This is a genomic window from Pseudomonas sp. B22129 (assembly GCF_044218875.1).
Taxonomy (GTDB): Bacteria; Pseudomonadota; Gammaproteobacteria; order Pseudomonadales; family Pseudomonadaceae; genus Aquipseudomonas.
This window is the reverse complement of the sequence record NZ_CP162592.1, coordinates 5951282-5976026: the sequence shown is the minus strand read 5'-3', so window position 1 is coordinate 5976026 and position 24745 is coordinate 5951282. Positions and strand designations below refer to the sequence as shown.

Sequence of the window (24745 nt, the reverse complement as noted above, 5' to 3'; positions counted from 1 at the left end):
GTCGAACTTGCAGCGCATTGATCATGCCCCAACTGCAGATGATCTGGTGGCCAATGTCGCGACACCGAATGCTAGGTACTCGCCCGCGCCGTGCAACTTCACGTTGAACACAGAATTCTGCTCAATGACGATCGCACAGTCGTTTTCTACTAGTGCCGCCCAGGTGATGCGCAGCCAGGTCATCGTGGAACACATCTTGGAAGGGATTCGCTCGGCTGTGGGGTGGCACGCCATTACACCTGGTCCTGCAGTGGTGCTGGTCGGCGAGGACATGGCCAGCCGGGTGTATGTGCGAAACAAGACCTCCTAGGCCGAGGCGTGTGGACTCAACTCTCGTCAGTACGTCCCCGGCAACCCTCTGACTCTAGCTATTTGGTTTTAGGTTAGCCCGGCTTGTGGGAGACGTTTTTATTTTATTAAGTTCTTGAATTTAAATGTTATTATTTTATTCATGCGCTGCCCGCCCCCATTTTTCCCTCCAGTCTGATCCTGCATGCAACCCCAGTGAGTAGGTGCGGGCGCCCGAGCTGAAAATTATGCTCAGGCGATTCGCGAACTGCAACGGATGCTGAGCAGAAAACTCGGGAGGCGAAAATTCTCAAAGATACCGTGGTGATTATCTGCTCGCGAAGATGGATTGTCCCCTTACCTTTGTCGCCGGAAATGGCTAGCGGACCCGGTTATCTTGGTATGGTGCGCTCGCGATTAGCTGTCCGGCGAAACAAATTTATCGGACATCGACTGCGGCGTCCCCAGCCGGATATCGCGGTGTTAATGCCCGCGACTTGAAGCTAGGGAGTGTTGAAAGTCGATATGGTGTCATGTGCAAAGCGCCCCCGGCAAAGCCTAAACGGTAACGGTTTGGCGCAGGGCTTCGTCAGCGGAGACATCGACTTAACTGAGAGTTGGTATCCAGCACAAAGGGGCAAATTCAGGACGTCAACCAAGCGTGCAAACGGCAGGGCAGGATGGAGGATTTACTTCATGGTCACCTCGATCAAGATCGATTACCCTGATGCGCACCTTTATAGGTGCAGGGGGCTGAGTCGCATCTAGCCCTGGGTGGAAGGTAAGACCCGGTCGACTCTCAATATCGAGGGCAGGTGCTGCAGCCACAGGCGTGGATTCCTCCACCGATCCGCCCAACAACAAGTTCATAAATGAGGATAGTTGCTGGACAGGCCTTTGCTTGGTCTAGCCTTTCACTATTGTTTTTCGCAGTTTTAATAGCCGGCCTCTACGACCGCATCGGCCAGCCGAGTTGGCGATAGAACTCCAGCGTTCGCGCCTTAAGAGCCATTGTGCAAAACGTTTCACCTGAGTCGCTGCTTTTATCTATGATTCTTACGGTAACCCCTTGCTTGGTTAGCCAGAGAGCGAGAGCGAGCCCAGTTGGGCCAGCTCCGACTACGAGAACTTCGGTTTGAGCCATGATCCACCCTCATTAATGTTATCTAAACTTTCGAAACTCAATTATTCATCGACGCTGATGCGCCGTTGGGCTTAGCAAATCGACAGGGGCAGGAGAGTCAGGGATTGAGAGGTAGACATCCCATAACATGTCGAAGCCGTCTTGCATGACGCGGTCTAACGCCCTGTTCGCTTCGGCTTCGAAGACAGGATGAGGGTACTGCGCGGTGGCTCCGGCTGCGAGTATTCGAGCCTGAGTGCACCTCCCATGCGCAAGTTAGGCAGGCGACCACTGATGAGGCAGCAATTGCTCAAAGTGAAGGGCTCGCTGAGTCGGCAGCCGCGTGAGCACATCCTTGAGATAAGTGTACGGGTCATGCCCATTGAAGCGTGCAGATTGAATCAAGCTCATTATCACCGCCGCCTTTTTGCCGCTGCGCAGCGACCCAGCAACTAACCAGTTCGACCGCCCAAGCGCCCACGCGCGGATCAAGTTCTCGATCTGGTTGTTGTCTATGCGCACAGCACCCTCTTCTAGGTAGCGCGCCTGCGCTACCCAGCTTTTCAGGCTGTAATCTAGGGCCTTGGCCGTGGTCGAACCCTCGGGCACAAGTGCACGCGGAGCCAACATCCACTCATGCTGTTTTCCAGCGATGGGCACCGCCATTTCCTGGCGTAATCGCCAAAGGTCCTCGTCACTCATTTCCTTGGCGTGTTTTTCGACTTTGTACAGCCCACTAATCGAGTGAAGCTCCTGCTCCGCCATCTGGCTTTTGTTGGCCATATGCCGGTCAAAGAACTTGCGGCGCGCATGGGCCATGCAGCCAATTTCGGTGATGCCCAGCACGAAGCTAGCCACATAGCCGGCGAAGTGGTCACAGACCAGCTTGCTGTTCCAGGAGCCCAGGAGGTAACGCGCATGTTCTCCAGCACGGCTGGGGCTGAAGTCGTAGACCACGGCGTTGAGTGCCGAAACCGGCGTAGAGTTGTAGGCCAAAATGTAAGCGCGGTGGGTTTTCTTCCGACCCGGCAACAGCATTTGTACCGGCGTTTCGTCAGCGTGAACCACGCGCTGGGCCAGCACCACATCGCGCAGCGCATCGACCAAGGGTTGAAGTAGTACGCCGGTTTGACCCACCCACTACGACAGCGTTGAACGCAGGATGGTAGGTAATCGGCGAACTTGGCACCATCACGTGCGCCAGCAGGCCCGCCGTGGGGATGCCCTTGTCGATCACCTGCGGCGGCACCGGCGCTTGGATCAGTGTTTCGCACTGGGCAAACCCATTTCCCCCTTACGTACTGTTCAGCGGTGAACACGCCCGGTGTGTAATCCCGCTTCTCGCTGACATCTTCTCCGATGCGCTGAAGCTGGCAGCCGCAAACGCATCGAGTGGTGTCCGGTTATTAATAGGTCACGGTGCGCGGGAAATGCGGCGGTAATGGCGCACGATTGGGTTGCTGGCGTTGCTCTAGCGGCGCGAGCGGTGAGGGGCTTGTCAGCCAGAGAAAATGAGTACATATTTAAGTACTTGCATTATGTTTTCTAGTTTGGTTTTGCGTTAAATCAACAGGTTAGAGGTTGAGTTATGTTCCCGTCCGCTGCGCCATATTCGGTAACCTGGAACACTGAACGCCAGGTCACCACAGAAAGCCCGCTCATTGAGCGGGCTTTTTTTTGTCCGCGATTTGGCAAGCCTAATAGCGGTACTCCACCCCCACATAAGCGCCGATGCCGTCACCCGGATACAGCGAAGCCGTGTCCTGGCCTGCGGCGTTGTAGAGCGGCTGTACGGCGGTCACATACTTCTCGTTGGTCAGGTTTTTCAAGTCCAGTGACACCTTCCAGTCTTTCTTCGGTGTTTCGTAGCCGATGTTGGCCCCAAAGATCGTGTAGGAGGGCGCATAGAAGGTGTTGGCGTAATCGACGGCAGTACGCGATACGGATTGCACGTTCACACCGGTGTAAAAGCCCTGCGGATGTTGGTACTGAAGCTCACCCTGGTAGATGTGTTTCGGGATGCCCGGCAGTTGGTTGTCGCCGAAGGTCGGGTCGTGGCGGTAATAGAAGTCGTTGTAGGTATAGACCTGGCGCAAGGTGATCTTCTCGCCCGAGGTGTTTTCCCACAGGCGCGTGTTCAAGCCCGCCTCGATGCCCTGGTGAATGGTCGGCGTCGCATTGAACGCGCCCGTGACCGCAGCGGCGGTGGCCGTCGGCGCAATGATCTGCACGTTGAGCAATTCGTCACGCACCCACGAACGGTAAATCGCCAGGCTGCCGTCGAAGATACCCGATGAACCCTTGATGCCGACCTCCACCGTGTTGGCCTTCTGCTCAACCAATGGCCTCACGTAGGGCGCGGTCGGCCCCGAGCCGGAATACTCCCACGAGGCCGGTGGATCAATGGAGCGGCTGACGTTGGCGAACACCTGCAGTTGCGGCGTGAACTCGTAGCGCACACCGACGCGGGGCGCCAGGCTCCAGTTGTTGTAGGTCACGTCGCTGGGGTAAGTGGTGGTGTTGGCGACCAGGGCTTCCTTGACGTTGGCATGCCGGCGCACGTTGATGGCCGAGACGCCGCTGGTCAGCCACAGGCCGTCGACCAGTTCCAGGTCATTGCCTAGGGAAAACACGTGATCAAACGATGAGCCGTAGTCAACGAGCTTGCGGGTCTGCTTGTTGGCGAACGTGGAGTTGACCTCGCCCTTGAGGTGTTCGGTGGAGGTGAAGGCCACGCTGGAGCGGCTTTCGTGGCCGAACCAGGTGTCGCTGCGGTCGTAATTGATCACGGCGCTCAGGTCATGCCAGTCCCAATAACTGGGGTTGCTCGGGCTGTTCGGGCTGTTGTTGTGGGCGTACTGGTAGTAGACAAAACCCACTGACAGGGTGGCGTCGTCATCGAAGGTGTAGGTGGTCTTGCTGCCCGCCCACACGCTGCCGGGGCGCCGGCTGCCGGCGCCGCTGCTTTCGGCGGTTGCACTGGCGCGATCGGAGTGATGCTTGACGGCATCCAGGGTGGTGGCGCTTGGGTCGTTGTGGAACTCGTCGCGGTAACGCAGCATCACCCGGGTTTCCAGCTGCGGGCTGAAGCGGTAGCCGAAGTTGGCCACCACGCCCTGGCTTTTCGACAGGCTATAGTCGCGGTAGCCATCACTGCGGTAGTTGTCGGCATTGAGGTAGTAATCAAAATTACCCTCCACGCCACCCACGCTTGCGCTTTGCTTGTTGTAGCCGTAGCTGCCGGTCTCGGCGCGCAGGCGCACACCGGGTGCGGTGTAGCCGGTCTGGTTGACGAAATTGATCGCGCCTCCCAGGCTCAACGCACCGTACTGGAAGGCGTTCGCGCCCCGCAGGATTTCGGTGTAGTTCACCCCGGAACCGTTCAGGAACTCATAGGGCGTACCGCCCGGGCCGGTGATGGGCAGGCCGTCGAACAGGAACTTGATGCCTTCGCGAAAGTACCCGGGCGAGGTGTTCGCACCCGATCCGCGAATCGAGATCTTGGCGGCGTCGTTGCCGCCGGTGGATTGCACAAACACACCCGGCTGATAGGCGAGGGTGTCCTGCAAGGTAGCGGTTCGTCCTTTTGCCACCTGCTCGCTGTCCACCACGCTGGTGCCCCCCGGCACCTCGGACAACTGGCTCTGCGCCGCCTCAACGGCCGTCACTTTCTGTGCCTCTACCGTCACCGTCTTGAGCCGTGGCGATGCGTCGTCATCGGCGTAGGCGGCGGTGGAAAATACCAGCGCCGAACCGAGCCCCAGCCAGGTGGCCTGGCGTACCGCAAGTGTCAAACCGTGCAGCGCTCCCCGAACATGTTGATTCATTAAGCGTGTTCCTTGTGAATAGATAAAAGAGCCCCAGCTTTCTATTCGAATAGTCATGCCTGTTTTCCCTTGAGCAGTTTTTATGCCAAGGCTGTTTGGCCATAAACAGCGGCGTTTAATGGAGTCCGGCTGTCTGGCGCGGTACTTTGTTTTGGCGCGATGTTTGATTCTCAACAGTCATTGTTTGTGTGAGGTTTTTTTGCAACTGTCGCAAAGGCAACAGCGCTCGGGCAGTGTGTAAGGCTATCAACAATCAGTGGCATTACATTGGGCATATTCATATAAGTATTTTGATGATAGGCGCCTGCTCTGCGGGGTTTTTCCGTCTTTTATGGCCGTGGAAGAGCAATCTCCAAGAGTGGCATGTTCACTGCATTACCTCTTCAAGATGCAAACTTTAAGTGTCCATGAAGTTCTTCCAGGGAAGCGACGTTGACCAACTACCTGAAACTGTTTGCGGGGCTGTTACTGCCCCTGTCGATGGGGGGCTGTGCGCCGCCTGCTGAGCCAGGAAGTTCAACTTCCATGGCGGATGGCAGTGTCAATAATGGCGTGGTGTCGTATGCCGCCACCGACTTTCATGAAACAGCGCCCGGGCGCCCGGGCGGCACGTTAAGAGTGTCGGCCGCCGCCGATGCCGGCAGTTTTGATATTCATGCGTTATCCAATGGCAATATCCAATGGATGGGCCGGATTCTCTTCGATTGCCTGGTGTATCAGGACGAGCAGGGTGCTATCAGCCCGTGGCTGGCGCGTTCCTGGGAAATATCCGACGACGGCAAAACCTACACCTTTCACCTGCGCGACGACGTGACCTTCAGCGACGGCGAACGCTTCAACGCCCGCGCGTTGCAGACCAACCTGGAGCATATGCGCGACCCGGCGACCAAGTCCCCGTTGGCGGCGGCCTATATCGCGCCGTATCTGGACGGCAAGGTTATCGATGAGTACACCTTCGAAGCCCACTTGCGCGAACCCTACACGCCCTTTCTCGACGTACTGGCACAGTCCTGGCTGGGGATGGTCTCGCCCAAACAGATTCGCGAAGCACCCAAGACCATCGCCGAGCACCCCGTCGGCAGCGGCCCGTTCCTGTTGCAGAGCTACACCCGCGACCAGGGCGCAGTGTTTATCAAGCGCCCCGGCTACCACTGGGCACCCCCGGTGACGCGGCACACGGGGGAGGCCTACCTGGACCGCATCGAGCTGAGCTATGTGCCCGAGGCCATGATTCGTTTCACCGCACTGGAATCCGGCCAGTCGGATTTCACCCTGGATGCCCCGGCCCAGAATGCCGCCGCGATCCGTGCCAACCCTGAGCTGGTGATGCGCAGCCGGATTCGCAAGGGCAACCCGAGCCGCAGCATGACGTTCAACGTCGAGCAGCCGCCGTTTGATGACGTGCGCGTGCGCCGCGCGGTGGCCAAAGCCATCGACCGCGAAGGGCTGGCGTGGATTTCCGGTTTTGGCGAATACCTCGCCAAGGCTGACTTCCTCGCGGCCAACACCCGGTTTTACCAGCCCAACAACGACGCCTTGGCCTACGACGTGAAAGCCGCCAATGCCTTGCTCGACGACGCCGGCTGGACCGGCCGTGATGCCCAGGGCTACCGCACCAGAGACGGCCAGCGCCTGAAGGCCACTTTGCTGTCCTACGACAACCCGGCCTTTCCCGCCAGCGTCTCGGTGGCCATTCAGGCTGACCTGAAAAAAGTCGGCTTCGAGATGCCCATCGAAATGCTCCCGCTGACCCGTGTCACCGAGAAACGCTACGCCGGAAAATTCCAGGCACTGGCGGGCGGCTACTGGCACACCAATACACCTGATGCCCTGTTCGTGCTCTATCACAGCCAGGCCATCAGCACCGACAAGATGATCGGCCAAAACGTCGGGCGCTTTCGCGACGCTGAAGTCGATCGTGTGCTCAGTGCCGCTCGCCGTTCCCGTGACCCTGCCGAGTTGCAGGCGCTGTATGGCGAAGCACAACAGCGCCTGACTGAAACCGTCCCGGCAGTGCCCTCGGTAGAAAGCCAGGTGCTCACCGCCTACAACCGTCACGTCCAGGGCGTGATCTTCGACACCTCCCACAACGTGCCGTTTTTCACCAGCCTCTGGCTGGACCGGGGGCAACCATGAGCCTGTTCAAAGCCATTGCCTGGCGCCTGCTCGCTGGAATTGGCGTTCTGTGGGGCGCGGCCACCTTGACGTTTCTCGCGGTCAATTTCAGTGGCGGCGACACCGCGCTGGCGATCCTCGGCGGGCCTGACGCAATGCCCACCCCGGAACTGCTGGCTCGGGTGCGCGCCGAGTACGGCCTGGACCAGCCGCTGATCGTGCAGTACGGCCATTACCTGGTGCGCCTGGCCCATGGCGACCTGGGGGAGTCCTACCGTTTGCGCATCCCGGTGCAGCAGGCGATTGCCGAGCAGATGGGCGCCACGCTCCAGTTGTCGTTAAGCGCGGCCGTGCTGGCGGTGGTGCTGGCGCTGGTGTGCGCGATCCTCACCGCCAACCGTTCGCGGCGGGTTCGGTCAATCGTTTCGGGCGGCGAACTGGTGCTGTCTTCGGCGCCGTCGTTTGTGATCGGCATGCTGTTATTGCTGGTGTTTTCCTTTCATTGGCACCTGTTGCCGCCGTCCGGTTCCGTGGGCTGGCGCTCGCTGATCCTGCCCTCGGTTGCGCTGGCCTTGCCGGTCGCGGCGGTGCTGACCCAGCTGTTGCGCCAGTCCCTGGAGGACACCCTCGAACAACCCTTTATCGCCATGGCTCGTGCACGCGGCCTGTCTGAAACCGCCGTGCGCCTGCGCCACGCCTTGCGCCATGCACTGGTGCCGTTGGTGACCCTGGCCGGCTTTGTGTTCGCCAGCCTGCTGGGCGGCGCGGTGGTCGTGGAGCTGTTGTTTGCCCGCCAGGGCATCGGGCGCTTGATGCTCGACGCCACCAGCAACAAAGACGTGCCGGTGGTGCTGGGCGTGACGCTGCTGGCCGCCACCGTTTATGTGCTGGTCAACCTGGCCGTCGATTTGATCAACCGCTGGATCGACCCTCGGGCCGTTCAAGCGTGAGTGCCTCTGAAGAAGGAAAAACCATGAGTGCTTCGATTCCTGCGCCGGTGAGCTACCCCGATTTGCACCAGCGTTTTGCCGGCGTTTTTGCGCAGATAGCCGCTACCGCCGTCGCCCGCGAACAGCAACGCGAGTTGGCCCATGACGCGGTTCGCTGGCTGCGCGAAGCCGGCTTTGGTGCCCTGCGCGTGCCGCAGGCCCAGGGCGGCCTGGGCGCCAGCCTGCCGCAATTGTTTCGCTTGCTGATCGAGCTGGGCGAGGCGGATTCGAACTTGCCGCAGATTGTGCGTGCGCATTTCGGTTTCGTTGAAGGCCGGCTGTCCAGCCGCGACCCCGAGTCCCAGGCTTACTGGTTTGCCAAAGTGGTCGGCGGTGAGCTGTGGGGCGCGGCGATGGCCGAGCGCACCGACACCACGCGCAATTCGGTGACCCTGCGCGCCGTGGACGCCGGCTGGCAGCTGGATGGCGAGAAGTACTACTGCACCGGCACGCTGTACGCGGACTGGATTGCGGCGGTTGCCCTGGAGGGGGAAGACTTTGTCAGCCTCGCGGTGCGCACCGACGCTCCGGGCGTCACGGTCGAGGACGACTGGGACGGCTTCGGCCAACGCCTCACGGGCAGCGGCACCACACGCTTCAAGGCGGTGAACGTCGCGGCGCAGCACATCGTGCGGCGCTTCAAAAAAGACGAGCTGCGCGCCGAGTCCTACCTGAGCGCGTTCTACCAACTGTTCCACCTCGCCACCCTGGCCGGCATCGCCAACGCGGTGCTGCGCGACGCCACCGCGTTTGTCAAAGGGCGCACCCGGGCGTTTGGCGTGCCGGGGCAATCGAGCCCGAAGGACGACCCTTTGGTGCAGCGCGTGATCGGCCGCCTGTCGAGCCTGGCATACGCCGCGCGCACGCAAGTGCTGGCTGTCGCCCAAGTGCTGCAAGAGGTGCACGAGGCAGAGCAGGGCGGCACGGCCGTGGAGGCGCATTACACCGAGGCTGAAATTCGCGCCTATCAGGCGCAGCAGATCGTGCTGGAGCAAGTACTGGAAGCCACCACCTTGTTGTTCGAAGTGGGGGGCGCATCGGCCACCAGTGAATCGCGCCGCTTCGATCGCCACTGGCGTAACGCCCGCACCCTGGCCTCCCATAACCCGGCGATTTTCCGCGAGCGCGCCCTGGGCAATTACTACCTCAACGACGTCACCCCGAATGCCGCGTGGCGCAGCCTGCAAGCCGCCGACGCCGAACAGCAGGCCGCCCGCGACGAAGCGAGTGCGGTATGAGCCTTCAACCCCTTAATCAAAAAGGATCACCCATGCGTTACCGCCAATTGGGCAACACCGACATCCAGGTCAGCGTGCTGGGCCTGGGCACCATGACCTGGGGCCATCAGAACACGCAAACCGATGCCCACCAGCAGATCGACCTGGCCCTGGCTGAAGGCATCAACTTCATCGACACCGCCGAGATGTACCCCACACCGACCAAAGCCGAAACCTGGCGCACCACCGAGCGTTACATCGGCAGTTGGCTGACCGCCAGCGGCCGGCGCGACGAGGTGATCCTGGCGAGCAAAATTGCCGGCCCGGCCCGTGACCCCAATAGCCAGCAGCATATCCGCGACGGCCTCAGCCGCCATGATCGACGCAACATTGTCGAAGCCCTGGACGGCAGCCTCAAACGCCTGAACACCGACTACCTGGACCTCTACCAACTGCACTGGCCCGACCGTACCACCAACATCTTCGGCCAGCGCGAATACCCGTATCAGGACGACAGCCAAAGCGTGGCCATCGAGGAAACCCTGGCGGTGCTCGCCGATCAGGTCAAGGCCGGCAAAGTGCGCCACATCGGCGTCTCCAACGAAACCCCATGGGGCGTCGCCGAATTTCTCAAACAGAGCGAACACCTCGGCCTGCCGCGCATTGCCAGCGTGCAAAACCCCTACAGCTTGCTTAACCGCCTGTACGAGGGCGGGCTCTCGGAGTTCACCCACCGCGAAGGTGTTGGGCTGCTCGCGTACTCGCCGCTGGCCTTTGGTGCACTGACCGGCAAGTACCTGGGCGGCGCCCGCCCCGAGGGTTCGCGGTTGTCGTCGGTGTACCGCACCTTCAATCGCTATGACAGCGCCTCGGCGCAGGACGCCATCAGCGGCTACGTGGAGATCGCCCGCGAGCATGGCCTGACAACGGCGCAACTGGCGCTGGCGTTCGTCATCGACAAGCCGTTCGTGACCAGCGCGCTCACCGGGCAAACCAGCCTGGCGCAGTTGCGCGACAACCTCAGTGCGCTGGACGTGAACCTCAGCGACGCGATCAAGGCGCAGGTCCAGGCCATTCACCAGCGCATTCCCAACCCCGCGCCCTAGCACAAGGAGCCTGGCATGACGCAAAGCATTGAAACGCTGCTCGCAAGGCCTGCAACTGGCCGCCCGTTGCGTCTTGTCGGGTGGGCCCGGCTGCGCCCCGGTTTGCTGCTGGCAGGGGTATTTGTCGCGCTGCTGCTGTTGGCGGCGCTGGTTCCCCAATGGCTCGCGCCCTTTGACCCGCTGGACGCGTCCGCGCGCCAGGCGTTTCGGCCGCCGAGTCATGTGCACTGGCTGGGCACCGATGAGAATGGCCGCGATGTGCTCAGCCGGCTGATCCATGGCGTGCGCGCCTCGCTGTTCATGGGGCTGGCGGCGACCGCACTGGCGTTGGCCTGGGGCACGTTGCTCGGGTTGACCGCAGGCCTGGGCCCGCGCTGGCTGGACGGCGCCCTGATGCGCGGCATCGATGTGTTGCTGTCGTTTCCCGACCTGTTGCTGGCGCTGGTGATCATTACGTTTTTCGGCCAGGGCACGGCCAACCTGATTCTGGCCGTCGGCATCGCCGGTGTGCCGCGATACGCGCGGCTGGTGCGGGCGCAAACCCTCACGGTGCGCAACGCCGGTTACATCGAATCCGCCGTGACCCTCGGCCAGTCACAGCTGGCGGTGGTGCTGCGGCATATCTTGCCGAATGCTTTCAAGCCGGTGCTGATCCTCGCCACCATCGGCATCGGCGGCGCAATCACCGCCGGCGCAGCCTTGAGCTTCCTCGGTTTTGGCGCGCCGCCCCCCGCGCCGGAGTGGGGCAGCATGCTGGCCATCGGGCGCAGCTTCCTGGCCAACGCGCCCTGGCTGGTGGCCTGGCCCGCCCTGATCATCACCTTGACCGTTGTTTCCATCAGCGCCATCGGCCGTGAACTGCTGCGTCGCAGCGAAGGAAAACCCCTATGACGATGAACATTCACACCCTCGGCCCGCTGGTCGATATCCGCGACCTGACGGTCCGTTTCGGCCAGGCCGAGCCAGTGCTGCACGGCGTCAGCTTGCAGCTGCATCGCGGTGAGTGCCTGGCGCTCGTCGGGGAGTCGGGCTCCGGCAAAAGCGTGACCGCCCGCACCCTCGCCGGCCTCACCGGCAAGGGCGCCCAGATTCAGGCGGCCAAGCTGGCCTTTCAGGGCATCGACCTGCGCCTGCTCAATGAGCGCGCCTGGCAGCAACTGCGCGGCGCGAGCATCGGCTTTGTGATGCAGGATGCGCTGGGCGCGCTGGACCCGTTGCGCCGCGTCGGTGCCGAGATTGAAGAACCCTTGCACCTGCACACCGCCTTGGGGCTGGAGGCACGCCGCCTGCGGGTGCTGGAGCTGTTGCGCGATGTCGGCGTGCCGGAACCGCAACTGCGTGCCCGCCAATACCCGTGGCAACTCTCTGGCGGTTTGCGCCAGCGCGCGCTGATCGCCTCGGCGATTGCCTGCAACCCGCGGCTGATCATCGCCGATGAGCCGACCACCGCCCTCGACGCCACCGTGCAGGCGCAGGTCATCGAGCTGCTGGAAAGCCTGCGCGGTGAGGACAATGCGTTGCTGATGGTCAGCCATGACCTGTCGGTGGTCTCACGGCTGGCCGACCGCGTGGCCGTGATGCGCCATGGCGTGATCGTGGAGGAGGGCAGCACCGAACAGGTCCTGCAAGACCCGCAACATCCCTATACCCAATTGCTGCTGCGCGCCGCCAAGGCCGTGCACTTTCAGCCCGCGCGCCGGCTGCTCGCCGCCGTGGAGCCCGAGCCCGCGCCGCAGGGTGAAGTGCTGTTGGAGGCGCGTGAGCTATCCAAGTCCTTTGTCGGCCCCGACGGTAAAACGCGCACGGTGCTCAAGCAGGTGTCGTTGCAGTTGCGGCGCGGCGAGACGCTCGGCGTGGTGGGTGAATCAGGTTGCGGCAAAACCACCTTGACCCGCTTGATCCTCGGCCTGGAAACCGCCGATGCCGGTGAGGTGTGGCTCAAGGACCAGCGCTGGTCCGACCTGGATGCCCGGCAAAAGCGTGAAGCCCGGCGTGCCGTTCAAGTGGTGTTCCAGGACCCGCTGAGTTCGTTCGACCCGCGCTACACCGTGCAGCGTGTGCTGTTCGAAGCGCTGGTGGTGGCGGGCGTGCCGCGTCATGCCCGGCGCGCCCGTGCACTGGAATTGCTGGAGCTGGTTCGCCTGGATGCCAGTGCATTGTCGCGTCGGCCCCTCGAACTCTCCGGCGGCCAGCGCCAGCGCATTGCGATTGCCCGTGCGCTGGCCAGCGAACCGCAGATCCTCATCTGCGATGAGCCGGTGTCGGCGCTGGATGTGTCGGTACAGGCGCAGATTCTCGAACTGCTCGATGACCTCAAACGCCGCCTCGGTCTGGCTTGCCTGTTCATCTCCCACGACCTCGGGGTGATCAACCACGTCAGCGAGCGCGTGCTGGTGATGAAGGCCGGTGAAGTCGTCGAGTCCGGCTCGGTGCGCGCGGTGTTCGACCGCCCGGCACACGCCTATACCCGCGCGCTGATCGACGCGATCCCGACCCTTGAAACCGACTACACGCCAGTCCCGTTCTACCTGAACGTCGCGATCTGACGTCTTGTACACGCCTCTACGAAAGGAGTATTCCCGGTGCCCAAGCAGCTGCACGTGAATTTGTTTGAGATGAACTGCGTCAGTCACATCGTCCATGGTTTGTGGGTGCACCCGGACAACAACCGGCACCGCTTCAACGACCTCGATTACTGGACCGAGCTGGCGCAATTATTGGAATACGGCACCTTTGACGGGGTGTTCCTGGCCGACGTGATTGGCACCTACGACCGCTTTCGCGACGGCCCCGAAACGTCCCTGCGCGAAGGCATGCAGATCCCCAGCAATGACCCGCTGCTGGTGATTCCGGCCATGGCCGGCGTGACGAAAAACCTCGGTTTCGGCGCGACCTTTTCCACCACCTATGAACCCCCGTTTGCCTTCGCCCGCCGCATGAGCACCCTCGACCACCTGACCAAGGGCCGGGTGGGCTGGAACATCGTCACCTCCTACCTGCCGAATGCCGCGCGCAATTTTGGCCACGACACGGAAGTGGTGCATGACCACCGTTACGAGATCGCCGACGAATACCTCGACGTGCTCTACAAACTCTGGGAAGGCTCCTGGGACGACGACGCGGTCATCGTCGACCGCGAGCGGCGCATCTACACCGACCCGGCCAAGGTGCGCTACATCAACCACGTCGGCGAGCATTTCAAGGTGGCAGGCCCGCACCTGTGCCAGCCGTCGCGCCAGCGCACGCCGGTGTTGTTCCAGGCCACCGGTTCACCGGCCGGCATCGAGTTTGCCGGGCGCCATGCCGAAGTGGTGTTTACCGGCGGCAACGATGCGCCGGCGGTGCGTGCGAATATCCAGGCCATGCGGCAAAAGGCGGTTGAGCATGAGCGTGATCCGGCGGGCCTGAAATTTATCGTCATGGCCGGGGTGATCGTCGGGCGCACCGACGAAGAGGTCAGTGCCAAGCTCGACAGCTACCGCAAGCTGGTCAGTGTCGAAGCGTCCCTGGCCCACGGGCAATCGGCGATTGACTTGACGGCGTACCCCCATGACACCTTGATCAGTGAACTGGTCAGCCGTGAGGTCAAGGGATGGCAGAGCCTGAGCCGCTACAAAACCGACGCCACGGTGGGCGCGGTATTGGCGCAGCTGGGCGGCTTCAATCGCGAGCGCTTTTTCGTCGCCGGCACGCCGACGGTGGTGGCGGATGCCATCGAGAAGTGGCTGGATGAAGACGGTATCGACGGGATTAACCTGCGGCAGTACCTGTCCTTTGAAACGGCGCGCGACTTCATCGAACTGGTGGTGCCGGAACTGCGCCGACGCGGGCGTTTTCGCGAGCGCTACAACGACGGCGAAACCCTGCGCGAGCGCTTGTTCGGCGCCGGGCAGGCGCGGTTGCCGAGTGACCATTTCGGCGCGCGTTATCGCGACCCGGCGGCGTTGCTGCAACCGGCGTTGCCGTTGCGGTTTCCTGAGCAGCAGCCAATCAACATCTGACAGCTGTCTTCCTGATAGACGCGGTCAAAAAATGTGGGAGCGGGCTTGCTCGCGAATGCGGTGGATCAGTTTGCATATGTATCAACTGACACACCGCATTCGCGAGCAAGCCCGCTCCCACATTTTTCACCGCGTTCCCATCGCTCCAGCCCGTCGCTGTTGGCTAACCAACACCTACCCCACACATTGTCGTTTTCAGCCATCCCCTGACCCCGCAATGTGCCGTGTTTACGGCCCCAAAAACCCGGCATGCCTTGTGCAATGCCCCTGTTCCCGCACTTCAGGCATCCCTCATCATGCGAGAACCCGCCCCATACCTGCGACAACCCTATTCCCGCCTTGTCGTCGCCGTCGCGCTCTGTTCCCTGCTGCTCGGCTGCGGCCAAAGCGGCTCGACCGTTGCGCGCAGTGACCAGCCGGTGAAGGGCGGCACCCTGGTGTACGCCACCGACCGTGAACCGACTTGCCTGGACCCCCATGTGGCCGGCGACATGCCGCAGGTGTTTGTCGCGCAGCAGTACCTCGACTCGTTGGTCTCGATGGACGCCGACGGCCGCATCGGCCCCTGGCTCGCCAAGGCCTGGGAGGTCTCGCCCGACGGCCTGACCTACACCTTCCACCTGCGCGACGACGTGCATTTTACCGACGGCACGCCGTTCAACGCGGCGGCGGTCAAGGCCAACCTCGACCACATGGCCAACCCCAAGACCCAGTCCAGCACCGCCGGCGGCTATATTCGCCAATACCGCAGCACCGACGTGCTCGACGACGCCACGGCGGTGGTGCATCTGGCCACGCCTTACGCGGCGTTTCTGGAGGTGCTGGCCCAGGGTTTTCTCGGGATCGAGTCGCCCACGGCGCTGTTGCGCTCGCGCGATGTGAACTGTGAAAGCCCGGTCGGCAGCGGCCCGTTCAAGGTAGTGCGCTGGGACCGCCAGAGCCAGGTCGAACTGGTGCGCAACCCGGATTACAACTGGGCACCGCCGACCGCCAAACATCAGGGCCCGGCGTGGCTGGACCGCATCGTCTGGAAGTTCATCCAGGAGCCGTCCGTGCGCTTCGCCTCGTTGCAGGCCGGCGAGGTCGATGTGATCGAAGCCTTGCCACCCGAATCCCACGAGGCCGCCCGGCGCAACCCGGACCTCACGCTGTTGATCGCCCAGCGCCCGGGCAACCCCACCAATGGCACGCTGAACATCACCCGGGCGCCATTCGATGACCTGCGCGTGCGTGAAGCCTTTGTGCGCAGCTCCGACATCGAGGGCGCGCTGAAAAGCGTGTACTTCAACGAATTCCCCCGTGCCGGCGGCCCGTTGAGCCCGGCCACGCGTTTCTACAACCCGGAGTTCCAGCACGCTCAGGATTACGACCCGGCCCGGGCCGCGCAGTTGCTGGACCAGGCCGGCTGGACCCAACGTGACGGCGACGGCTACCGCACCAAGGACGGCAAGCGCCTGCAGGTGCATGTGGTGATGGGCAACCGCACGCCGCCTTCGGAGTTCACCTTGTGGGAGCAGGTCCAGGCCACCACCCGGCAAGCCGGTTTCGAGCTGATCGTCGACCAGATGAGTGACGTGCAGGCCACCAAGCGCCAGGCCGACTGGGATTACGACATCCGCCTGGGCTACTGGAACACCAACACCGCCGACGTGTTGCGGATCATCTTCGGCAGCGAGTTCATCCGCCCGGCCGGCGTCGGCGGTTACCACCAGAACACCGCAGGTTTCAGTGATCCGGCGTTCGACACGCTGACCCAACAGGCCCTCGCCACCCAGGACAGCGAACAGCGCCGGGCCTTGTATTACCAGGCGCAAAAAATCGCCTCCAGCCAATACCTGCAATTGACCACCTACCCGCAAAGCACGCGGCTGGGTATCTACAAGACCACCCAGGGCGTGCGGCTGGAGCCGTCGCTGGCGGTGACTTACCTCTATGACGCATGGGTGAACAAATGAGCCGCACATCACTTGCCAACCCACGGCGCGAGCGCCTGACGCGCCTGGGCAAACGCGCCGTGTGGCGCCTGGCCGGCGGCGTGCTGGTGCTGTGGGCCGTGGCCACGCTGACCTTTTTTGCCTTGCGCCTGATGCCCGGCGACCCGGTGCTGGCGATCCTCGGCGGCCCGAGCGGCAACCCCACCGCCGAGACCATCGCCGAAGCCACCCGTGAATACGGGCTGGACAAGCCGCTGGCGGTGCAATACGCGGTGTACCTCGGGCGGCTGGTGCAGGGTGACCTGGGGGTGTCCTACTCCCAACACTTGTCGGTCACACGGGTGCTGGCGGAGCAAGCCTGGCCGACCCTGGAACTGACCCTGACGTCGCTGGTGCTGGCCTGGGTGCTGGTGCTGGCCTTGACGGTACTCACCGCCGGGCGCCGGCGCTGGGTGTCGAGCCTGGCTTCACTGGCGGAAACCCTGGCCGCCGCGCTGCCGCATTTCTGGCTGGGGATTTTGCTGCTGGCGGTGTTTGCGTTCGGCCTGCGCCTGTTCCCGCCCGCCGGCAGCGACGGTTGGCGCACCCTCGTGTTGCCGTCGTTTGCCCTGGCCATTCCGCTGGCCGGGTTTATTGCCCAGGTCACCCGCGAATCCCTGGATCTGACCCTCGACCAACCCTTCATCCTGACTGCCCGAACCCGTGGCTTGAGTGACTTCAACGTGCGCTTCAAACACGCCTTGCGTCACGCGGTATTGCCCGGCATTTCATTGTCGGGCTGGGCCATCGGCGCGCTGATCAGTGGTGCGGTGGTGATCGAGGTGATTTTTTCCCGCAAGGGGCTCGGCCGCCAGTTGTATCAGGCGGTGCAGGCCCAGGACCTGCCGTTGACTATCGGTATCAGCCTGGTGGTCGCCGCCGGCTATGTACTGGCCAATATTCTGGTCGACCTGCTGTACCTGTGGGTCGACCCTCGCCAACAGGAGGTGACGGCATGAGTGGCCTGACCCTGGAAACACCGCTGCCCGCCCTGCGTCTGCAGCGTACCCCTCGCACCTGGCGGCTTGGCCCGCTGTTGGCGGTGACCTTTCTGCTGCTGGTGATTGCCGCCGCACTGGTGCCCCAGGTATTTGCCTACAGCGACCCGCTGGCCATCGTGCCGCGCGATGCCTTTCACCCGCCGAGCTGGGCCCACTGGTTCGGCACTGACCAGTCGGGCCGGGACATCTTTTCACGGGTGATCTACGGCACTCGCCAGTCGTTGTTTATCGGCCTGGCCGCCACGGCGATTGCGATGAGTATCGCCATCGTTCTTGGCTTGCTCGGCGGCCTCGGCGGCGCGCGTGCGGACCGTGGCGTGGGTTGGCTGCTGGAGGTGCTGTTTGCCTTTCCGAGCCTGATTCTGGCGCTGCTGTTCGTGGCGATCTTCGGCAGCGGTATCGGCCCGTTGATCGTCGCCACCGGTTTGGGCAGCGCCCCGGGTTACGCACGGATGGTGCGCGGCCAGGTGCTGGCAGTGCGCAACGCGGGTTATATCGAGGCGGCCCGCGCCCTCGGGCACCCACCGCTGCGCATCATCTTGCGCCAGTTGCTGCCCAACGCGATGCGCCCGTTGATTGTGACGCTGACGATGGGCGTGGGGCAGGCGATCGTCTGGGCCTCGGCCTTGAGTTTTCTCGGCCTGGGCGCCCGCCCGCCGGCGCCGGAGTGGGGGACCATGTTGTCGATGGGCCGTGACTTTATTGCCAACGCCTGGTGGCTGACGTTTTTCCCTGGCCTGTTTATCGTGCTGACGACATTGTCGACCACGGTCACTGGCCGCTACTTGCAGCAACGCCTGGAGGGCCGTCTGTCATGAGCGACCACAAACGCTTGATCGTCGAAGGGCTGTCCATCGAATTTGCCGGGCAGCCTGTCGTTCACAATGTGTCGTTCACCCTGGAGCCGGGCAAGACCCTGGCGCTGGTGGGCGAGTCCGGCTCGGGCAAAAGCGTCACCGCGCGCAGCCTGATCGGGCTGGCGGGGGCGGGCGCCAGGGTGTCTGCGCGGGCCTTGAGTTACGGTGGCGTGGATTTGCTCAGCCTGTCGGAGCGTGGCTGGCGCCAATTGCGGGGCAGCGACATCGGCTTTGTGTTGCAGGACGCCCTGGTGTCGCTCGACCCGCTGCGCCCGGTGGGCAAGGAAATTCTCGAAGTGCTGGAAACCCATCGCTGGGGCGACCGGCGCAGCCGGGGTGAACGGGTTATCGAACTGCTCGACCTGGTGGGCGTCCCCGAGCCCCGGCTGCGAGCCCGCCAGCGCCCGGACCAACTCTCCGGAGGCCTGCGCCAGCGTGCGCTGATCGCCAGTGCCTTGGCGCTGAACCCGGGCCTGGTCATCGCCGATGAACCGACCACCGCGCTGGATGCCACGGTGCAGGCGCAGATCCTCGAGGTGCTGCAGCAGATCAAGGCGCGGGGTGACTCGCTGCTGATCATCAGCCATGACCTGGCGGTGGTCGCGCAACTGGCCGACGAGGTACTGGTGTTGCGCCACGGTGAGGTGGTCGAGCAAGGGCCGATGGATCAAGTGCTGCTCAACCCACGCCATGCGTACACCCGTTCGTTGCTGGACGCGGTACCCGCCGAACACGCGCGAGGCACGCGCCTGTCACCGGAGCGCAGCACTGCGGTGACGCAGCCACGGCCGGGCGTGGATTCGCCGGTAGTGCTCAAGGCCAGCGGCCTGGGCAAGCGTTATGTCGGCCCCGATCAACAGGCGCGCCAGGTGGTGGACGGTGTCAGCTTCGAGCTGCGCGCCGGGCGCACCCTGGGCATTGTCGGGGAATCTGGCTCCGGCAAAACCACGGTGGCGCGCATTGCCCTCGGGCTGTTGCAACCGGATGCCGGTGAGGTGCGTTTTCTCGACCAGCCGTGGGCGGCGGCAGGGCCGGAGCGCGTCGAGGAGAACACGCGACGTTTGCATCGCCGCGACATCAGCGTGATCTACCAGGACCCGCTCAGCTCCTTCGACCCGCGCTGGACCGTCGGGCAAATCCTCAGTGACGCACTGGACGTGGCCGGGATCGACGCCGAACAACAGGCCGCCCGGGTGGCGCAGTTGCTCGACCAGGTTCGCCTCGCGCCGCACCTGGCCGCACGCCGCCCGTTGCAATTGTCCGGCGGGCAACGCCAGCGCGTGGCGATTGCCCGGGCGATTGCGAGCAACCCCAAAGTGATTATCTGTGACGAGCCGGTGTCGGCGCTGGATGTGTCGGTGCAGGCCCAGGTCCTCGATTTGCTCGCCGACCTGCAAGCGTCGCTCGGGCTGGCCTACCTGTTTATTTCTCACGACCTGGGCGTGATTCGCCATGTCAGTGACGAGGTGCTGGTGATGCGCCACGGCCAGGTGGTGGAAAGCGCCAGTGTCGAGGCGCTGTTCGAGTCACCCCAACACGACTACACCCGGCGCCTGCTGGGCGCGGTGCCGCGCCTGCCCGGCAGTGGTGCGCAGCTGGTGGTGCCGGCCCTGGAGCCGGAACACCCCGGCTGGCTGTTTGACGAATCGCGCCTGTGGAAAATCGCCATCTAGACCTGAATCAAGGAAGTGCCATGAGCAAGTTGTCTGCTGTACCCACGCCGCCGAGTGTGACGGTGGCTGAATTGAACGCCCGCGCCGACCGGATTCTGCCGCAGATCGCGGCAGGCGCGGCGCAACGCGAGCGCGAACGCCAACTGCCTTACGAGGCCGTGGCGCAGATCGCCAAGGCCGGGCTGTTTACCGTGCGCATTCCCAAGCGCTTCGGCGGCGCGGGTGGTTCGGTCAGCGACGCGATTGCCTTGCTGATCCGTATCGCCTCGGCTGATTCCAATGTGGCCCAGGCATTGCGCCCAGGCTTTGGTTTTATCGAAGGGTTGCTGGCCTCCCGGGCCGAGGGCGCCGAAGACGAACGCGAGCGTTGGTTTGCGCGTTACCTGCAAGGTGCGGTGATCGGCAATGCCGGCTGGGAAGTGGGCGGCGCCAATGGCTCGATCAGTGCGCGCATCGTGCGTGACGGTGAGCATTACCGCGCCTCGGGCAGCAAGTATTACAGCACCGGTTCGTTGTATGCCGACTGGGTCAGCGCGGTGGCGCTGGACGAGAACGATCAACCGGTGTCGTTCATCCTGCCGCGTGACCGCCAGGGCCTCGAACTGCTGGATGATTTCGACGCCATGGGCCAGCGCCTGACCGCCAGCGGCACCACGCATTTGCACGATGTGCAGGTGTTGGCCAGCGAGATCCGCACCCGCACGGTCGAGGAGGGCAAACGCACGATTGTCACGCCGTTCCTGCAAGTGTTCCTCGCGGCGGTGCAGGCCGGTATCGCGCGTAATGCGCTCAATGATGCAGTGGCCTTTGCCCGTGACCACGCGCGCCCGATCAAACACAGCAGCGCCCAGCGCTCGGTGGATGATCCCTATGTGGAATTGACCGTGGGTGACGTTTCGGCCCGCGCCTTTACCGCCGAAGCCGTGGTGCTGCACGCGGCGCAGGCGATTGATCGCGCCTGGGCGGCTGAGCTGGACGCGGTGGCGGTGGATCAGGCGGCGGTGGATGTCGCCCAGGCGCAATACATCGCGGCGCAGGCGGCACTCAAGGCCGCAGAGCTGGTGTTCGATGTGGGCGGCGCGTCCACCACCGGCCGCGCGCACAACCTGGACCGTCACTGGCGCAACGCACGCACCGTCGCCAACCACAACCCGCGGCACTGGAAAGCCGCCGCAGTGGGCGCCTGGCAACTCAAAGGCACGCCGCCACCGACCTCGGGGCTGTTTTGAATAACGCCCTCCAATCTGAAGTTTCACGCGCCTTGAGCGAGACGGGCACAGGCCATTCGTGGCGGGTGCCGATGATCATCGGCTGTGCGTTGTTCATGGAGCTGATCGACGCCACTGCCGTGCTCACGGCCTTGCCGCAGATGGCGCGGGATTTCGGCGAGCCCAGTGTGCGCATGAACCTGGTGGTGTCGTTGTACCTGCTGGCGGTGGCCTTGTTTGTACCGGTCAGCGGTTGGGCGGCCGACCGGTTCGGGCCGCGCCGGGTTTTTATCAGCGCCATTGTGCTGTTTATCCTGGCGTCGGTGGCCTGCGCCGGTTCGGCTTCGCTGCTGCAATTGTCCCTGGCGCGTATGGTCCAGGGTGCGGCGGGGGCGATGATGGTGCCGGTAGGGCAGGTGATCCTGCTGCGCTGATCGGCGCGGGAAAACCTGCTGCGTGCCATGTCCTACCTGACGGTGGCGGCACTGGTGGGGCCGCTGCTCGGGCCGCCCTTGGGCGGGCTGTTGGTGACGCTGCTGTCCTGGCACTGGATCTTCCTGATCAACCTGCCCATCGGGGTGTTCGGCGTGTGGCTGGTGCTGCGCTATATCCCCGATTACCCGGGAGCGCCGCGTCAGCCATTGGATATTGTCGGGTTATGTCTGAGCAGTGTGGCGCTGGGCGGGCTGGTGTTTGGTTTTGAAGTGTTGGGCCATGGCCTGTTGGCGCGGCAGTGGGCGTTGCTGATGATTGGCGTGGGGCTGTTGAGTGCGTGGCTGTATGCGCGGCACGCACGGCGCACGGCGCACCCGTTGATCGACCTGTCACTGCTGAAGATACCGACGTTTGCGGTGACGTTCTGGGGCGGCAACCTGATGCGCATCGGCAGCGCCTCACAACCCTTCTTGCTGGTGCTGCTGTTCCAGCTGTGTTTCGGGCTTAACCCGCTGCAGGCGGGCTTGCTGAGTTTTGCCGGTGGCGCCGGGGCGTTCCTGATGAAGATGCTGGCGACGCGAATCGTCAGCCGCTTCGGTTTCAGGCGCACGCTGATCGGCAACGCCGTGCTCACCGGCATGACCATCGTCGCCTGCGGGCTGTTCGACGTTTCCACGCCGTACTGGATCGTGGTGCTTGTGCTGTTTGCCAGCGGCATCATTCGCTCGCTGCAATTCAGCACCCTGGGCGCCTTGACCTACGCCGACGTGCCGCCGGAGCAATCCAGCCGCGCCAGCAGCCTGTCGGCGATGACCATTCAGCTGACGCTGAGCCTGTCGGTGGGAATTGCGGCGGCGCTGTTGGGTTTGATCATGGCGGTACGCGGGCATGCCAGCGTTCAGCAAAGTGATATCGCCTGGATCATGGCGGGCGCCGGGTTGTTATGCGCATTGTCGGGGCTGGTCTATCGCAGGCTGTCGCCGCAGGCGGGCTCGGCGGTGTATGTGAAACGAGCAGGGTGATGATCGTTCCCGGGCCTTGCGCGGGAACGTTCAAACCCCCCATTTTTTGCCTGAAAGCTGCGCGGCCACAGGCGTCATTCAGGAATTCAATCGGCCATGAGCGCGTCTTTTTCATCGTTTCGTACCTGGAATGTCCAGCACTTGCCGGCAACACCGGCGGCGTTTGTGCGGCATTTTATCGGTCATTTCAAAGCCTGGTACCTGGCCATTTTGCTGCTGCAGATTGCGGCGGTGGTATGTTCGATTCTGATCCCGTGGGGGCTGGGGCAAATCACGCGCACCGTCAGCAACGGGCTGGAGGCGCAGCGCGCGTTCGAGGTGCTGCAATGGCCGTTGACCCTGTTCGCCGGGCTGCTGGTGTGCGAAGTGTTGTTCACCCGCGCGGCGGCAGGCTGCCATATCCACGTGTTGCCCTTGCAGCGGCATACGGTGACCCACACGGTATTTGCCTACCTGCAACAGCACTCTCACCGGTTTATCAGTAACGAGTTTGCCGGTGCCCTGGCGCACCGGGTGTCTGAGGTGACGCTGGGGGTCAACCAGACGCTGAGCATTGTGCTGTTCGACCTGATCCCGTTGCTGGTGACGCTGAGCCTGGCCACGGCATTGCTGTGGACCGCGTCACCGTTGCTGGCGCTGTTCATGGCCGGCTGGTCGGTGGTGTTCATCGCCATCTGCTACCTGCTCGCGCGCCGCAGCCATCCTCTGGCCCAGCAGTATTCGGCGGCGCGCAGCACCAGTACCGGCAAGGTGGTGGATGCGGTGTCCAACCTGGCCAATATCCGCCTGTTTGCCCGGCATGCGTTCGAGCACAGTTACCTGGGGACCTTCCTCGACAAGGAGGTGACCGCCGCTTACCGTTCCCTGGGTTACATGGAGCGCATCCGCTGGTTCCAGACCAGCTGCGGCGTGGTGCTCAAACTGGGTCTGTTGCTGCTGGCGCTGTACCTGTGGCGCACCCAGCGCATCGACATCGCGGCGTTTGTGATGGCTACCAGCCTGTCGCTGCTGATCATCAGTGATGTGGGCAACTTGTCCCGGCGCTTTCTGGAGTTCTTCGAAGCCACCGGCAATATCGCCAACGGCGTACGCACCCTGATTCGCCCCCATGAGGTCATTGACGCACCGGGTGCCAAGGCGCTGCAGGTCGAGCGCGGCGATATCGAGTTTCGCGATGTGGGCTTCAGCTACGGCAGTGGCCGGCCGGTTTTCGAGCACCTGAATATCGTGATTCCTGCCGGCCAGAAAGTCGGGTTGGTGGGCGCTTCGGGTTCCGGCAAGTCGACATTGTTGAGCGTGCTGCTGCGCCTCTACGACGTGCAGAACGGCCAGGTGCTGGTGGATGGCAAGGACGTGCGCGAGGTCACCCAGCACTCGCTGCACCAGCAGATCGGCCTGATTCCCCAGGAGCCCGGGCTGTTTCACCGCAGCATCCGCGAGAACATTCATTACGGGCGGCTGGACGCGTCGATGGAGGAGGTGGCCGAGGCCATTCATCGCGCCGGCGCCAGTGAGTTTATCGACAGCATGGAGCAGGGCTACGAGTCGCTGGTCGGCGAGCGTGGGGTCAAGCTGTCCGGTGGCCAACGCCAGCGCATTGCGATTGCGCGGGTGTTGCTCAAGAACGCGCCGATCCTAGTGATGGACGAAGCCACCTCCAGCCTGGACTCGATCACCGAGCGGTTTATCCAGGACAAACTCGACGAAATCATGGAAGACAAGACTGTGCTGGTGGTCGCGCATCGGCTGTCTACCGTGGCCCATCTGGACCGGATTCTGGTGTTCGACAACGGGCGGGTGGTCGAGGATGGCAGCCACGAGCAGTTACTGCGCCAGGGCGGCCAATACGCGCGGCTGTGGAGCCGCCAGTTCAGCGACGCGCTGGACGAAGTGGCGCTGTGATCCAGCGG

15 protein-coding genes and 3 pseudogenes are annotated in these 24745 nt (G+C 63.1%); 15 read left to right on the top strand and 3 right to left on the bottom strand.

From position 1 onward, the window contains the following. The first annotated feature begins 7 nt into the window (after positions 1–7). The gene (locus AB4P94_RS27025; protein WP_196775063.1) at positions 8–310 is read left to right on the top strand and encodes a hypothetical protein; all 303 of its coding nucleotides are present in this window, start codon (positions 8–10) and stop codon (positions 308–310) included. 916 nt (positions 311–1226) lie between these two features. Here the strand turns inward: AB4P94_RS27025 and AB4P94_RS27020 are convergent. The 3 genes and pseudogenes from AB4P94_RS27020 to AB4P94_RS27010 form a co-directional block, all read right to left on the bottom strand. Next, positions 1227–1432 (bottom strand): annotated as a pseudogene (locus tag AB4P94_RS27020) (FAD-dependent oxidoreductase); the annotation flags it as partial. A gap of 255 nt (positions 1433–1687) precedes the next feature. After that, a pseudogene (gene tnpC, locus AB4P94_RS27015) lies at positions 1688–2898 on the bottom strand (IS66 family transposase); the annotation flags it as partial. A 210-nt stretch (positions 2899–3108) separates the two neighbouring features. Further along, positions 3109–5238, bottom strand: coding sequence for a TonB-dependent receptor family protein (locus AB4P94_RS27010; RefSeq protein WP_395608330.1), 2130 nt, complete (start codon positions 5236–5238; stop codon positions 3109–3111). A gap of 525 nt (positions 5239–5763) precedes the next feature. Here AB4P94_RS27010 and AB4P94_RS27005 point away from each other — a divergent pair. From AB4P94_RS27005 to AB4P94_RS26940, 14 genes and pseudogenes are all read left to right on the top strand, one after another. Beyond that, positions 5764–7374 (top strand): ABC transporter substrate-binding protein, encoded by a 1611-nt coding sequence (locus AB4P94_RS27005; RefSeq protein WP_395608329.1) that lies wholly within the window; start codon positions 5764–5766, stop codon positions 7372–7374. After that, positions 7371–8303, top strand: a complete 933-nt coding sequence (locus tag AB4P94_RS27000; protein WP_395608328.1) for an ABC transporter permease — start codon at positions 7371–7373, stop codon at positions 8301–8303. Before AB4P94_RS27005 ends, AB4P94_RS27000 begins: the two co-directional genes overlap by 4 nt. Positions 8304–8326: 23 nt before the next feature. Then, positions 8327–9580 carry an acyl-CoA dehydrogenase family protein gene (locus tag AB4P94_RS26995; protein WP_395608327.1) on the top strand — a complete coding sequence of 418 codons (1254 nt, stop codon included), beginning with the start codon at positions 8327–8329 and terminating at the stop codon, positions 9578–9580. A 32-nt stretch (positions 9581–9612) separates the two neighbouring features. Continuing rightward, a complete protein-coding gene (locus AB4P94_RS26990; protein WP_395608326.1) occupies positions 9613–10665 on the top strand; it encodes an NADP(H)-dependent aldo-keto reductase in 1053 nt (350 codons plus the stop codon). A 15-nt stretch (positions 10666–10680) separates the two neighbouring features. Then, positions 10681–11556, top strand: a complete 876-nt coding sequence (locus AB4P94_RS26985; protein WP_395608325.1) for an ABC transporter permease — start codon at positions 10681–10683, stop codon at positions 11554–11556. Then, the gene (locus AB4P94_RS26980; protein WP_395608324.1) at positions 11553–13211 is read left to right on the top strand and encodes a dipeptide ABC transporter ATP-binding protein; all 1659 of its coding nucleotides are present in this window, start codon (positions 11553–11555) and stop codon (positions 13209–13211) included. Before AB4P94_RS26985 ends, AB4P94_RS26980 begins: the two co-directional genes overlap by 4 nt. Before the next feature lie 36 nt (positions 13212–13247). Next, positions 13248–14666, top strand: coding sequence for an LLM class flavin-dependent oxidoreductase (locus AB4P94_RS26975; RefSeq protein ID WP_395608323.1), 1419 nt, complete (start codon positions 13248–13250; stop codon positions 14664–14666). A gap of 296 nt (positions 14667–14962) precedes the next feature. Continuing rightward, the gene (locus tag AB4P94_RS26970; RefSeq protein WP_395608322.1) at positions 14963–16621 is read left to right on the top strand and encodes an ABC transporter substrate-binding protein; all 1659 of its coding nucleotides are present in this window, start codon (positions 14963–14965) and stop codon (positions 16619–16621) included. Next, the gene (locus AB4P94_RS26965; RefSeq protein ID WP_395608321.1) at positions 16618–17598 is read left to right on the top strand and encodes an ABC transporter permease; all 981 of its coding nucleotides are present in this window, start codon (positions 16618–16620) and stop codon (positions 17596–17598) included. Before AB4P94_RS26970 ends, AB4P94_RS26965 begins: the two co-directional genes overlap by 4 nt. Then, entirely contained in the window at positions 17595–18458 is an 864-nt protein-coding gene (locus AB4P94_RS26960; protein WP_395608320.1) for an ABC transporter permease, read from the top strand. Before AB4P94_RS26965 ends, AB4P94_RS26960 begins: the two co-directional genes overlap by 4 nt. Then, positions 18455–20170, top strand: coding sequence for a dipeptide ABC transporter ATP-binding protein (locus tag AB4P94_RS26955; protein ID WP_395608319.1), 1716 nt, complete (start codon positions 18455–18457; stop codon positions 20168–20170). Before AB4P94_RS26960 ends, AB4P94_RS26955 begins: the two co-directional genes overlap by 4 nt. Before the next feature lie 20 nt (positions 20171–20190). Then, on the top strand, positions 20191–21399 hold the full coding sequence (locus tag AB4P94_RS26950) for an acyl-CoA dehydrogenase family protein (RefSeq protein WP_395608318.1): 1209 nt from the start codon (positions 20191–20193) through the stop codon (positions 21397–21399). 71 nt (positions 21400–21470) lie between these two features. Beyond that, positions 21471–22835, top strand: a pseudogene (locus AB4P94_RS26945) (MFS transporter). 96 nt (positions 22836–22931) lie between these two features. Further along, the gene (locus AB4P94_RS26940; protein ID WP_395608317.1) at positions 22932–24737 is read left to right on the top strand and encodes an ABC transporter ATP-binding protein; all 1806 of its coding nucleotides are present in this window, start codon (positions 22932–22934) and stop codon (positions 24735–24737) included. The last annotated feature ends 8 nt before the right edge of the window (positions 24738–24745 follow it).